The organism is Polaromonas sp., from assembly GCF_030689685.1.
Classification (GTDB): Bacteria; Pseudomonadota; Gammaproteobacteria; order Burkholderiales; family Burkholderiaceae_C; genus Polaromonas.
This window is the reverse complement of record NZ_JAUYEY010000040.1, coordinates 39,379-53,025: the sequence shown is the minus strand read 5'-3', so window position 1 is coordinate 53,025 and position 13,647 is coordinate 39,379. Positions and strand designations below refer to the sequence as shown.

General features: G+C 61.3%; 8 protein-coding genes, 1 other RNA gene and 2 pseudogenes. 7 read left to right on the top strand and 4 right to left on the bottom strand.

Annotated features, from left to right (window positions below):
- Positions 1–2: 2 nt before the first annotated feature.
- The 3 genes and pseudogenes from Q8O29_RS10230 to Q8O29_RS10220 form a co-directional block, all read right to left on the bottom strand.
- A complete protein-coding gene (locus Q8O29_RS10230; RefSeq protein ID WP_305562411.1) occupies positions 3–878 on the bottom strand; it encodes an ADP-polyphosphate phosphotransferase in 876 nt (291 codons plus the stop codon).
- A gap of 15 nt (positions 879–893) precedes the next feature.
- Positions 894–1,181: pseudogene (locus Q8O29_RS10225) on the bottom strand (transposase); the annotation flags it as partial.
- 14 nt (positions 1,182–1,195) lie between these two features.
- Positions 1,196–1,413 (bottom strand): annotated as a pseudogene (locus Q8O29_RS10220) (transposase); the annotation flags it as partial.
- A gap of 458 nt (positions 1,414–1,871) precedes the next feature.
- On the opposite strand from Q8O29_RS10220, the gene Q8O29_RS10215 reads away from it, so the two are divergent.
- From Q8O29_RS10215 to Q8O29_RS10190, 6 genes are all read left to right on the top strand, one after another.
- Positions 1,872–3,239, top strand: a complete 1,368-nt coding sequence (locus tag Q8O29_RS10215) for a TIGR03862 family flavoprotein (RefSeq protein ID WP_305562409.1) — start codon at positions 1,872–1,874, stop codon at positions 3,237–3,239.
- 189 nt (positions 3,240–3,428) lie between these two features.
- Positions 3,429–3,839 (top strand): hypothetical protein, encoded by a 411-nt coding sequence (locus Q8O29_RS10210; RefSeq protein ID WP_305562407.1) that lies wholly within the window; start codon positions 3,429–3,431, stop codon positions 3,837–3,839.
- Positions 3,805–5,958 (top strand): ATP-binding protein, encoded by a 2,154-nt coding sequence (locus tag Q8O29_RS10205; RefSeq protein WP_305562405.1) that lies wholly within the window; start codon positions 3,805–3,807, stop codon positions 5,956–5,958. The genes Q8O29_RS10210 and Q8O29_RS10205 overlap by 35 nt, the downstream gene beginning before the upstream one ends.
- Positions 5,955–6,425, top strand: a complete 471-nt coding sequence (locus Q8O29_RS10200; protein ID WP_305562403.1) for a response regulator — start codon at positions 5,955–5,957, stop codon at positions 6,423–6,425. The genes Q8O29_RS10205 and Q8O29_RS10200 overlap by 4 nt, the downstream gene beginning before the upstream one ends.
- 10 nt (positions 6,426–6,435) lie before the next feature.
- Complete coding sequence (locus Q8O29_RS10195) at positions 6,436–7,581, top strand: response regulator (protein ID WP_305562401.1); 1,146 nt, start codon at positions 6,436–6,438, stop codon at positions 7,579–7,581.
- The gene (locus Q8O29_RS10190; RefSeq protein WP_305562400.1) at positions 7,578–11,576 is read left to right on the top strand and encodes a PAS-domain containing protein; all 3,999 of its coding nucleotides are present in this window, start codon (positions 7,578–7,580) and stop codon (positions 11,574–11,576) included. Before Q8O29_RS10195 ends, Q8O29_RS10190 begins: the two co-directional genes overlap by 4 nt.
- Here the strand turns inward: Q8O29_RS10190 and ffs are convergent.
- Positions 11,562–11,658, bottom strand: an RNA gene (gene ffs, locus Q8O29_RS10185) — signal recognition particle sRNA small type. The genes Q8O29_RS10190 and ffs overlap by 15 nt on opposite strands.
- 83 nt (positions 11,659–11,741) lie before the next feature.
- Between ffs and dnaX the strand changes: the two genes are divergently transcribed.
- Positions 11,742–13,640, top strand: a complete 1,899-nt coding sequence (dnaX, locus tag Q8O29_RS10180; RefSeq protein ID WP_305562398.1) for a DNA polymerase III subunit gamma/tau — start codon at positions 11,742–11,744, stop codon at positions 13,638–13,640.
- Positions 13,641–13,647: the final 7 nt, after the last annotated feature.

Here is a 13,647-nt window from a genome sequence, read left to right as displayed (position 1 = left end):
CATCAATTTTGCTTCGCAAGCTGTTTGCGAATAGCCTGCAATTCCTGTCGACGTTTTGCGTCAGTTTCAGGGTAGCGCATCTTGAGCGCCTCGAGCGTGTCGAGAATGATCTGAGAAATAATCAGCCTCGCGTTCTCTTTGTCGTCGGCCGGAACGACATACCAGGGCGCATTGCGCGTGCTGGTGGCGCTCAGGCATTCCTCGTAGGCCAACATGTATTCGTTCCAGAATTTCCTCTCCGTAAGGTCGGCAAGGCTGAATTTCCAGTTCTTTTCCGGTTCGTCGATGCGATCGAGGAAGCGCTTGCGCTGTTCCTCCTTAGACAGATAAAGAAAGAATTTGATGATCCGCGTGCCGTTACGGGTGAGATGATTCTCCAAGTCCACAATGGAACGATAGCGCTCCTGCCAGATAGTTTTCTCGTCGAGCAACTCACCCGGCACGCCCTCGCTGCGCAGAATCTCCGGATGCACGCGAACGATCAGCACCTCCTCGTAATAGGACCGGTTGAAGATGCCGATTCGGCCGCGCTCCGGCAGACACTGGGTAGTGCGCCATAGAAAATCGTGCTCCAGCTCCGCAGCACTCGGATGTTTGAAACTGAAAACCTGACAGCCTTGCGGGTTGACGCCGGACATCACATGCTTGATGGCGCCGTCTTTTCCGGCGGCATCCATCGCCTGAAAAATCAGCAGCACGGCATAACTGTTGGATGCGTATTGCAGTTGTTGCAAGGCGCTCAGTTGCGCAACATGCTCCGCCAGGAGTTTTTGATACTGCTCCTTGGACTGGTAGACTGGCTTCACCATGGTCGGCCACTTCTTGAGTTTGACCTTCTTGCCTGCCTGCACACGGAAATCTTCAGAATTTATTTTCATGCAGTAGTGTCCGGTTTAAATGAGCCAGCAAGGCTGCGAAGCCAATACTGACGGGGGTTTCAAGCGATTCATCGGTGTCCACGATTTGAATTTCAATTTGAACATTTGCGATGCTTTCAGGTTTACACAACCTGGGTGAACGGCTGGCATCGATTCTTGGGCTGGCGTGTCCGATCCAAGATGAACCGTTCTGCGGTGTCCATATCCGATGTCGTCAAGCTTTCTGTAGGCCGGTGATCCGTCACTATGAATCACCGCGCCGGGACGAATCGACTCCCTGACAAAAGGCATCAGGGGCTCATGATCGCCATTCTTACTCATAAGTCAAAACTATAGGCGACAGTTGGATGTTTAAAGAACTGCCTGACCAGTGCTGGGTTTTCCTTGATCTTGGTCAGTTCCTCATCAACCTGCGCCTGCATTTTCTCGCCCGTCTTGATCGGTCCTCGTTTGCTGGCGCTGCGCTTGGCGTGGCTCCACGCCAACTCATCGGGTTCAGATCCGGCGCGTACCCCGGCAGGAAGTGCATCGTCAGTTAGCCGTGCGTGCTGCCAAAAGACATGCAGCATTCGTGCCGCTATTTGTTCACAGGCTCCGAGTCCAGTGCCGGGAGTGGCGACTGGCAGCGGTGTGATGCAGGTGTGGCCGGTGGCCTGCAATAATGGGTGCGCAGCCCGCGAGAACCGCCTTTTCCGCAGTTTTCAAGCCTTTTAGACTGTAGCCCTTTCTGGTTGTGCCTGAGTAGCTATCAAAAACAGAGCATCACGGATGGTCTGGACCCCTAGTACTGCAACCCGAAAATATCGAAACATGAAAGCGCGTCTTCGCACCCATGGCGGCGTTGCAACCCTTGCGAAGGCGCACAGCCTTCGCTGCGGCTTGCGCCTTGCCCTGGGCACGAAGCCATCACTTTCATTTTGTCTCGCTACTTCCGGGTTGCAGTACTAGGCTGTTGTGCTTCACCCATTGCCCCCTTGTGCAGACGGACTTTTCTTGAACGACCTACCTTCTTCTTCCGCTTCCCCGCTGCGTGTGGCCGTCATCGGCGGCGGCCCCGCCGGCCTGATGGCTGCCGAGGTGCTGGCCGGCGCCGGCGTGCCCGGACTACAGGTTCAGGTTTACGACGCCATGCCTTCAGTGGGCCGCAAGTTTCTGCTGGCCGGCAAGGGCGGGTTGAACCTCACACATTCGGAAGGGCCCGAGGCTTTTCTCGGTCGTTATGGCGAGCGCAGTGCGCAACTACAGCCGCTGCTGGCCGCCTTCGGCCCGACCGAGCTGCGTGCCTGGGCGCAGGCGCTGGGGGTGGACACCTTTGTCGGCAGCTCGGGCCGGGTGTTCCCCAAAGACATGAAAGCGGCCCCGCTGCTGCGTGCCTGGCTGCACCGGCTGCGCGCTGCCGGCGTGAAGTTCGCGATGCGGCACCGCTGGCTGGGCTGGGCAGAAGATGGTTCGCTGAAATTTGAAACACCGGCCGGCGAGACAAGCTTCCAGGTCGACGCGGTGGTGCTGGCGCTGGGCGGCGGCAGTTGGGCGCGCCTGGGCTCGGACGGTGCCTGGGTGTCACTGCTGGCCCAACGCGGCGTGGCGGTGGCGCCGCTGCAACCGGCGAACTGCGGCTTTGACGTGGGACCGGAGCCGCACGCGCTGGCAGTCGCGCAGCAGGGCGAAACCCGCCGCGAGTTTTTCCGCGAGTTGATCGGCCAGGGCTCGTTCCAGCAGCCGGGCTGGACCGACCATTTCGCCAGCCGCTTTGCGGGTCAGCCCTTCAAGTCGGTCGCCATTGTTTTCACCGATTCACGCGGTCGCAGCTTCGCCCGCAAAGGCGAGTTTGTTGCGACTGCCACCGGCGTGGAAGGCAGCCTCATCTACGCTGCCTCCAGCTTGCTGCGCGGTGAAATTGTGCTGAACGGCAGCGCCACCTTCCATCTGGACCTACTGCCGGACAAGTTGCCGGAGCAGGTGCTGGTCGAGGTGCGGCACCCGCGCGGCTCGCGCTCGCTGTCCAGCCACCTCAAGAGCCGACTCGGCATCGAAGGGATCAAGGCCGCGATGCTGCACGAGCTACTGGGCAAGGAAGCGATGAACGATGCGGTGCAGCTAGCCCGTGCCATCAAGGCGCTGCCGGTGCGTGTGGTGGCCGCGCGCCCCATCGACGAGGCCATCAGCAGTGCCGGTGGTGTGTTGTTTGAATCACTCGACGCGACGCTGAAAATAGTGGTGCCACCCGGCCTCGACCCGCCGGTGTTTTGCGCCGGTGAAATGCTCGACTGGGAAGCGCCCACTGGCGGCTATCTGCTGAGTGCCTGCTTGGCCAGCGGGCGCATGGCCGGGCTGGGTGTTTTGAGGAATTTCGGGCTGTAGCCCTTGTATGACGGGCGTAACCAGCTATTTATTTGATAGCAGATAGTGCGTCCTTGTACGCCAGGAGCTATTGAGCGTTTCAAAACTCATGACAGTCGGAACGCTCAATCCCTCACCCCGTCCCTCTCCCAAAGGGCGAGGGTGAGAGCCGTCCCATCACTGCCCGTGTATTTGGAAAGATCAATAAGCATGATGGTGCGGTTCTACAGTGACCCGGACGGACCGGACCAGTACGGCTGCCGCGTGAGTTACGAAGATGAAGCGCTGTATAGCGACGCGGGATGTCTCGGCATTGAAGCCTGTATCGTGGCCGCTACCGAAGGCCTGGGCCAGGACGCAGTGGCTGCTGAAGTGGCCTACAAGGGGGTGATCAGCGGCACCTATGCGCTGGCTTCACTGGCATTGGCGCAAATTGCCGATCATGCGCTGCAGACCTCCACCGCGATGAAAGAGGTCTTCAAGTCAGCAGCCCCACCCTGTGCCACCGCAGGCTGGGGGCTTGTTCCCTTGTCCGGGCTGGCGATTGCGACTACGCTTGCGGAACAAAAAAACAGGCTGGAAATTCTTGAAATCAAAGTCGATTCCGTCGATACGTTCTAGGCTGGCTGGCTTGGTGGCGGTTTGCCTGATTCCGGCTGTGTTGCTGGCTGCCGTACTTTTTTATTACGACTATCAGCGTGGGCGTGAGCGCCTGGTACAGGACTTGCTCACAACCGCGCGGGTGTTGGTGTTGGCGGTGGACCGGGAGTTCGAGGGCGTTGAAAGGTCTTTGCGAGCCTTGTCCACGTCACCGTCGCTGGCGCAGCAAGACCTGCGGGCCTTTCATGCGCAAGCCACCGAGGTACTGGCCGACCACTACGTGAACAATTTTGTGTTGATTGATGCGGGCGGTCAGCAGCTACTCAACACAGCCGGGGTTTTTGGGCAAGCCTTGCCCAAAACCGCCAACCTGGCCCAGCTTGAGCGTGTTCTTTCATCAGGCCGGACGGACATCTCCAATCTGTTTTTTGGGCCACTTCTCGGCAGGTTCGTCATCAATGTGGCGCTTCCTGTCCGCGTGGGTGCTGGTACTGGCCTCACCCACTCCCTGGTTGGCGTGCTGCTTCCCGCACATTTTCAAAAGATATTGCAGGCCCAAGGGCTGCCGCCAGACCGGATTGCTGTGATTGCCGATGCGTCTGCCAAGGTGGTGGGGCGCACTCACGAGATCGAGCGCTTCGTCGGAAAAAGTGTGGCGCCGGGCTTGGTTGAGCGGCTGAAAGAACGTAATCAGGGCGCGTTTGAACTCGTCACGCTGGAAGGCATACCTGCTCTGGTCGTTTATGCGCGTTCGGCCAAGTCGGGCTGGAGTGTGGCCATTGCTACGCCGATTGAAAGTCTGACCGCCGACTTGTGGCGTTCGCTCTGGTTGCTCGCTGGTTTTGCCGCGTTGCTGCTCGCTGGCAGCCTGGGTTTGGCCTGGGTTCTGGGCGGGCGCATCGCCTGGGCTATTCACGCGCTGCGGTCTGCGGCTGAAAAACTGGGCTACGGTCAGGCCGTGGTTTTGCCTGCGCTGCCCATCCGGGAAGTCGATGAAGTCGCCAGGGCCATCAGCAAGGCATCCGCAGTTCTGGCTCAGTCGGGACAAGCGCTGTCAGCCAGCGAGGCGCGTATGCGCGGCATCCTGGAGTCGGCCATGGACGCCATCATCACGGTGGACGCAGATCAGCGCATCGTCCTGTACAACCGTGCCGCCGAGCGAATATTTGGCTGGCCGCTCGAACAGGTACTCGGCAAGCGGCTGGAAATGCTGATACCTGAGCGCTTTCGTACCGCCCATGCCGAGCACGTCGGACGGTTTTCTGCCCTGGGCACAACATCGCGAAGCATGGGCGGCGGCACCCTGATTTACGGCCAGCGTGCCAGCGGCGACGAGTTTCCGATCGAGGCCGCGATTTCACAGCTCGATACCGCTGAGGGCAAGGTTTTCTCGGTGATCCTGCGCGATGTCACAGCCCGTGTGCGCGCTCACGAGGCGTTGGAGCGCAGCAACCTGGACCTGCAGCAGTTTGCTTACATTGCCTCGCACGACCTCAAAACACCGCTGCGCTCGATAGGCGGCTTTGTGCAGATTCTCGAAAAAAATTATGCAGACAAGCTCGACGACAAGGCGCTGTCACTGATCCACCGTACTGCTGCTGCTGTCAAAAGGCTGGAGCAACTGACCGAGGACTTGCTGTCCTACGCCCGGGTGAATTCTGAAGTACGGCCCTTTGTGCCTGTGCATTGTGCTGAGATGCTTGATGAAGTCCTTCAACTACTGGATGCCGCCATTGTTGGCCGCGGAGCCCGGGTAAGCTGCGGCGAGTTGCCGGAAATTATTGGTGACCGTACACAACTGGTACAGCTATTTCTCAATCTGATTGGCAACGGTATCAAGTACTGTGCCGACAGGGCGCCAGTGGTGCATGTGTCGGCACGCAGAACAGAGCACGCATGGGAATTTTCAGTCACCGACAACGGGATTGGCATTGACGCCAGGCACCACGAGAAAATCTTTGAGGTGTTTACCCGGCTGCATACCCAACAAGCCTATTCGGGCACGGGCATTGGGCTTGCGATATGCCGCCGCGTGGTTCAGCGCCATGGCGGCAGAATATGGCTAACATCAACGCTGGGTGAAGGAAGCACCTTCTGCTTCACCCTACCGGACACTTTTCCAGAAAGCCGCCCCGCATGAAAGTCACACCGCTTGCTGACAGCCGATTTGCCGAGATTTTGCTGGTTGAAGACAACGAGGACGATGTTTTCCTGACCCGTGAGGCCTTTGATGCAGCCCGCCTGTCCGTGCATCTGCACCATGTGGACAACGGCATGAAGTGCCTGCAGTTTCTGCGCAAAGAGGGGCCGTATGCCGACGTGCCCACACCCGATCTGATTTTGCTGGACATGCACATGCCGGTGATGGACGGCTACGAGGTGCTGTCCGAGATCGTCAAGGACGACAAGCTCAAGCATCTGCCGGTGGTGGTGCTCACCACCTCTTACGAGGCCGCCGACATCCAGAAGATGTACGGCCTGCGCTGCAACTCCTACATCACCAAGCCGGTGGATTTTGACAGTTTTGTCAAGGCCATCAGCCAGTTGGCCGGTTATTGGCTGACGGTGGTGGTGGTGCCTGGCGCGGGCGGCAACCATGGGCCCTGATCCTGGCGCAATGGACGACAACTCTGAACTGCCGCAGCAGGCGCCGCTGATTCTGGTGATTGAAGACGACCTGACGCAGCGGCTGCTCAGCAGCTCTGTGCTGCGCAGTGCCGGTTACGAAGTGCTTGAGGCAGAAGATGGCCCCACCGGCCTGGAGCTGGCACGCCAATATGTGCCCGCACTGATTGTTTGCGATGTCGTCATGCCGGGGCTGAACGGCTACCAGCTAGTGGCGGCGCTCAAACGCGAGGTCGCGCTTTCCACCATACCGGTCATCATGCTCACCGCCATGACGGAACGCGCGCATGTACGCACCGGTATGACGGCGGGGGCCGATGACTACCTGTCCAAGCCTTTCCGGGCGGCTGAGTTGCGGCGGGCGGTCGCTGCCTTGCTGGCCAAGCGGGAAGTGCAGCGCGCGCAGTACGACCGTCAGTTTGCTGAAAAAATGAAAACTGCGCTGCGCGCGCAGAAAGATGCCTTGTCCCTGCGCTACGAAAAGCGCCTGATGCAGGAGCTCAATGAGCGCTGGAGCGCGCAGGACGACACCAATCTGGAGGTTCGCTACGACAACGCGACGGTGTTGCTGGTGGATCTGTTCAGCAGCATCAACCACCGCTTTCCGCAGGCCCGGCGCTTCAACGCCACCCGGCGCGTTTACCAGGCAGCCAGTGACACCTTGTACCTGTTTGGTGCCAGTCGCCTGGTGCCCGCCGGCAACGATCTGCTGGCGATTTTTCCGGACACGGGCGACGCGGGCGCAGCCAACACCGGTTTGCTGGCGGTACGTGCAGCGCTGGGTCTGCAGAAAATCGTCCAGGCTGCCTTTCACGCCATGGTGTCCGAACCGGCGCATGGCGATATTGTTGCTTCGCCGGTCACGATTGCCCTGTGCGGTGGCGCGGTCACGTTGGCTCATATCAAAGACCCGCTGCATGGCGGTGAAGGTCTGACCTTTGCCAGCGGCGAGGCGGTGGATGCCGCCAAGGCGCTCGGTGAGCACGCGCGGAGCGAAGCCTGGCAGATCTGCTGCGCCAGCGAAGTGACCACCGGATTTTCAAAATGGGTGGTGGCTGGCGGCTCAGCCCTGGTCTCGCGCGGGGACGGGTTGAAACTTGTGCCGGTGGTCGAGTTGCATGCGCTTGAGCACGAATGAGCACCCCTTCCATATCGGGCCCTGCTTCAGACCCTGAAGCCGAGACCCGCCGCTTGGCGCGGCTGCGCTTGCTGGCGGTGATGGACAGCGGGCCTGAACCCATTTTTGACGCGTTGACTCGCGCGGCCAGCACGATTTGTGGCACGCCGATCTCGTTGGTCAGTCTGCTGGACGACAGGCGTCAGTGGTTCAAAGCCAACGTCGGTCTGGAAGGCGTAGCCGAGACGGCGCGCGATTTTGCCTTCTGTGCCCACGCGATTGAGGGCGGCGAGCTGCTGGAAGTTGGCGATGCCTTGCTGGACGCCCGCTTCAAGACCAACCCGCTGGTCACGGGCGAGCCCGGCATACGCTTTTATGCCGGGGCGCCGATTGTCATGCCGGGCGGCGAGCGCCTGGGAACCTTGTGTGTGATCGACCGTCAGCCGCGCCAACTCACCGCGGGGCAGCTGCATGCGCTGAGCGACCTGGCCGACGCGGTGGCGCAGGCGCTGCTGCTGCGGGAGCGCTTTCATTATTTCGAGGTGGTGGGTCATGAAGACCGGTTCAAACTGATTGCTGAAACCTCGCCTCTGGGCATCTTTCACGCGGACGCTCAAGGCAACTGCACTTATACCAACCCCCGATGGCGAGAAATTTACGGCATTCCCCGGAGCCAGAGTTTTGGTGGCGCCTGGCGCGATGCGATTCATCCGGCAGACCGGGAAGCTGTTTTCAGCGAACTGACGCAGTCAGCAGCACGCGGCGGTGCCATGCGAATGGAATATCGCCTGCTTCGGCACAACGGTGAAGTGGCTCACGTGCGAGCTCAGGCACGTACCGTAACCTGGGGCGATCCGCCGCAGCGCGGATTTGTCGGGGCGGTGGAAGATATCTCCAGCTACAAACTGGTTGAAGAGGAATTGCGCGCCAGCAACCGCTTTCTGGACCGGGCCGAACGGATCGCTGGTGTCGGCGGCTGGGAGGTCGACTTGCGCCAACGCGCCATCAAATGGACGGACCAGTGCAAGCGCATTTACGAGCTGCCTGCCGACTTTGAGCCCGACTTTGCCACACACCATGCGCATTTTGACCCCGAGTCACAGGCCATCATCGAGAAAACGGCCGAAGAAGCCATGCGCACCGGCAAGCCCTGGGACCTGGAACTGCCCATGGTCACGGCGAAAGGGCGCCGGGTCTGGACCCGCTCCATCGGGCTTGCAGAATACGAGGGTGGGCAGCCCGTTCGTCTGGTGGGAGCACTGCAGGACATCACTGCAAAGAAAGCCGTTGAGGAAGAACTGCGCCAGGCCAACAGGCTGTTGCAGGCGGTGCTGGAGAACCTGCCCTGCGGTATGAGTGTGTTCGACGGCGATCTGCACCTGGTTGCGCACAACGCTCAGTTTCGCCGATTGCTGGATCTTCCCGACAGCTTGTTTGAGACGCCGGTTGTCACTTTCGAAAGCATCATTCGCCACAACGCTGCGCGTGGCGAGTACAGCGATGGCCCGCTGGAGGCTCTGGTGGATGAGATTGTGGAGCGCGCCCGCGATCCGGCGCCGCACCATTTTCAGCGCACCCGCCCCAACGGCACCACCCTCGACATTCGCGGTGCGCCCATGCCGGGAGGTGGCTTTGTGACTACCTATGTGGATGTGAGCGCCGCGAAAGATGCCGAGGAAGCCCTGCGCCTGAGCGAGGAAAGACAGCATCGCGCGTTTGTGGCCTCCGGCGTTGTGCTGTGGGACTTTGATCTTGAAAGCGGTCAGGTCTATCTGTCGGAGAACTGGGCCGAACTGGTGGGCGGCAGCGGCGGCACCACCGTGACCACCTTGCAGGCACTGGTGGCGCTGGTTCCACGCGAGGATCAGCTCGCCATTCGGGATGCCTTTGTGCCGGTACTCAAGGGCACCCAGGAGAGTTATTCGGTGGAGCACCGTGTCCGCAAAGCTGACGGAATGAATGCCTGGGTGCTGAGCGTCGGGCGGGTCACGCGGCGCGATACCAATGGCCGGGCCTTGCGCGCCAGCGGTACCAACCAGGACATCACCGCACGTAAACGCGCAGAGATTGAGCAGCAAAAGGCCGCCGCCATCACCAGCGCCACGCTGGAAGCCACCGCGGACGGTATTTTGGTGGTCAACGACGAGCGCGAAGTCCTGCTCTTCAACCAGCAGTTTCTGGATATGTGGCGCATCCCGAAAGAAATGGAGAGTGCAAGCAACTCGGAGTTGATGGGCTTCGCGCTGACCCAGCTAGAAGATGCGGACAATTTCCGCAATAAGGTGGATCAGCTTTACCGCACGAACGAGGCCGAAAGCTTCGACCTTCTCGAATTCAAGGACGGTCGCGTCCTTGAGCGATCCTCAAAACCGCATCTGCTTGGAGCCCGGTTGAGGGGCCGCGTGTGGAGCTTCCGGGACGTCACTGCGCGACGGGCGGCCGAGGTTGAACTGCAAAAGGCCAAGGAGGCTGCCGAAGCTGCCAACCAGGCCAAGAGCAGCTTTCTGGCGACCATGAGCCATGAGATTCGCACGCCGCTCAACGGTATTCTGGGCATCACCCAGTTGCTGCTGGACGAAGCCTTGAGCCCACAACAAGCCCAGTTTGCGCAGTTGATCGACGGCAGTGCGCAGTCCTTGCTGGTGCTGGTGAACGACTTTCTGGACCTTGCAAAAATCGATGCCGGTCAGACCGTGCTGGAAGATGTCCCCTTCAACCTGCCGCGCTTGCTGGCCGATGTCGCAGACCTGTTTGCCTACCGGGCCAGCGCCAAAAGCCTGATGTTCCAGCGCGTGGTGGACCCTGCGCTGCCGCAATGGATCTGGGGCGACCCGTCGCGCCTGCGGCAAATTCTTGTCAACCTGCTTGGCAATGCGCTGAAGTTCACCGAGGTCGGCGAGCTGGGCCTGCTGGTTGAAGCCGGTGAGCGGACCGGCGACCGGATTGGTTTGAGGTTTTCAGTCACCGACTCCGGCATAGGCATTGCGTCAGAAGTGCAGGCGCGGATATTCAACAACTTTGTGCAGGCCGACACGTCGACCACCCGCAAATACGGCGGGACCGGCTTGGGGCTGGCCATTGTCAGGCAGCTCAGTGCGCTGATGGGCGGTCGGGTTGAGCTGGACAGTGTTCCCGGCAAGGGGTCCACCTTCACACTGGTGCTTGACAACGTGCGCCTGGCGTCAGGCGCGGTCACTGGCAGCCAGTCGGCCCCGCCTGAGCCCGAGGCCCACAAACGTTCCGGCCGGATTTTGCTGGCCGAAGACAACCCGACCAATCAGATTGTGGCTGTGGGCCTGCTCAACAAACTGGGCTATGACGACGTGATGGTGGTGGGCAATGGGCGCGATGCGGTGGAGCAAGGCGGCGCTGGTGATTTTTTAGCCATCCTGATGGATTGCCAGATGCCGGTGATGGATGGTTACGAGGCTACGCGGAGTTTGCGAAAAAATGGTGTGTTGACGCCCATCATTGCGATGACCGCCAATGCCAGTGAGGGCGACGCACAAAAATGCCTACAGGCGGGCATGAACGACTACATCGCCAAACCGGTGGCACGGGCGACCTTGCGGGATGCCCTGACCCGCTGGGTGGCCAGAGCTGATATAGCGGCAGCTGGCGATACGCCTGTACCCAGGCAGCGCGCCCCGGCAGGTTTGCCTGTGTTCGAGCGCGAGGCTGCGCTGGAGCGACTGGGGGGTGATCAGGAGCTTCTGGACGCGGTGGTGCAGTCGTTCGTCGAACGACTGCCCATGGTGATGGCCGAGCTGGAGCGCGCTTTGCAGGATGGCGATTCTTCTCCGGTCGCGCGCCATCTGCATTCGCTGCTGGGGGCGTCATCGGCGATTGCTGCCACTGAGGTGCACATGGCGCTGGTTTCGCTGCACCACAACGCCAGCGAAGGCAATCTCGGCAGTGTGCAGCGCAAGCTGCCCTGCCTGCGGGAGGCGCTTGCGCGGTTTGCGGCTGCGACCGAGACAAGCCGATCACAGCCAAAAAAAGGTGACGAGCCTTGACCCCGGCACTGGCTCCGCAGTTAGGGCTGCTTGGTTCCCCATCTGACCCGGTTGGCCGCTTCACCATGCGGGAAGGCCCGTCGCTTTCTATTGTAAGGGCAGGGGCGGGGACTTAAAGGGCCAGACCCGCAAAAACCCTCCGGGCGGCGCTTTAGAATCGACGCCATGTCCTACCTCGTGCTTGCCCGCAAATACCGCCCCCGGAATTTTTCTGAAATGGTCGGGCAGTCGCATGTGGTGCAGGCCCTGGGCAATGCGCTGACGACGCAGCGCCTGCACCATGCCTACCTGTTCACCGGCACGCGCGGCGTCGGCAAGACCACCATCTCCCGCATCCTGGCCAAATCACTCAACTGCCTGGGCCCGGACGGGCAGGGCGGCATCACCGCCACGCCCTGCGGCGTCTGCCAGGCCTGCACCGACATCGACAGCGGCCGGTTTGTCGACTACACCGAGCTCGACGCGGCCTCGAACCGGGGCGTTGACGAGATTGCGCAGTTGCTGGAGCAGGCGGTCTACAAGCCGGTGGTGGGGCGCTTCAAGGTCTTCATGATCGACGAGGTCCACATGCTGACGAACACGGCCTTCAACGCCATGCTCAAGACGCTGGAGGAGCCGCCCGAGTACCTCAAGTTCGTGCTGGCCACGACCGATCCGCAGAAGGTGCCGGCCACCGTGCTGTCGCGCTGCCTGCAGTTCAACCTGCGGCCGATGGCGCCGGAAACCATTCTCGACCACCTGGGCCAAGTGCTGCAGACCGAAAACGTCGCGTCGGAGCCGCAGGCCCTGCGCCTGCTGGCGCGCGCGGCGCGTGGCTCCATGCGTGATGCGCTGTCGCTGACCGACCAGGCGATAGCCTTTGGTTCCGGCCAGTTGCAGGAGGCCAGCGTGCGCCTGATGCTGGGCAGCGTGGACCGCAGCTACGTGTTCCAGCTACTCGATGCGCTGGCGCGCGGCGACGGCAAAAGCGTGGTCGAAACCTCCGAGGTGTTGCGCCTGAATGGCCTGAGCGCCGCCTCCACGCTGGAAGAAATGGCCACCGTGCTACAGCGCATGGCGGTGCTGCAGGCGGTGCCCGGCATCGGCGAGGGCGACGATGAAGTCGACCCCGACATCGCTGCGACCGCGCGGCTGGCCCAGGCCATGCCGGCCGATGAGACGCAACTGCTTTACAGCCTGTGCTTGCATGGCCGGGCCGAACTGGGCCTGGCGCCCGATGACTATGCGGCGCTGACCATGGTGCTGCTGCGCCTGCTGGCCTTCAAGCCTGCCGGTGCCGTGGCCACCACCTTGGGGAGCGCCGTCGAGCCCCCAAAAAAGCCGCAGCCTGAGCGGGCTCCGGCCGCCCTTGTGGCCACCCCGGCCATCCGTCCGGCCGCAGTGCCAGTGCCGGTTCCAACTCCGGCTGCAGCGCCGGCGACACGCTCGAATTTTGAATCAAATCGCCCTCCGGCCCATATCCAGCGGGCGCCCGCAGCTCCTGATTTGGTAGCACCTGGAGCGCTACAGAGGCCGCCCTGGGAAGACGAATTGCTTGCTACGCCGGCCCCCGCAGCCGGACCAGTGCCTGCACCGGAGCCCGTGCAGGCCACGGCAGCTTCCGCCACACCGGCTGCGCCTGTCGCTGTGATGCCGCCGCTGGACAGCCCGCTGGGCGATGAATGGACGACGCTTGTCAACCGCATGGTGGCTGCCGAGATGGTTGCGGCCCTGGCGCGTGAACTGGCGCTGCAGTCCGAACTGCGCTCGCAGGCCGATGGTGTCTGGACCCTGCGCGTGGAAAGCGAGTCCTTGAACCAGGTTGCAGCGCGTGACAAGCTTCAATTGGCCCTGCTATCCGCGTTTCAGGACACCGGGCAAGCGCTCCAACTGGTAGTTGAACTCGGCCCGGTCAGCGACTCGCCGGCGCGGCGCAATGCTGCCGCTGCATTGGAGCGCCAGCGCCAGGCCGAAGAAACCATACAGAACGACCCTTTCGTGCAGGACATGATTCGCGACTGGGGCGCCAAAATTGTGCCTGGCAGCGTCAAGCCGCGCTCGCCCGCTGCTGGCAAGCCGATATGATCAACAG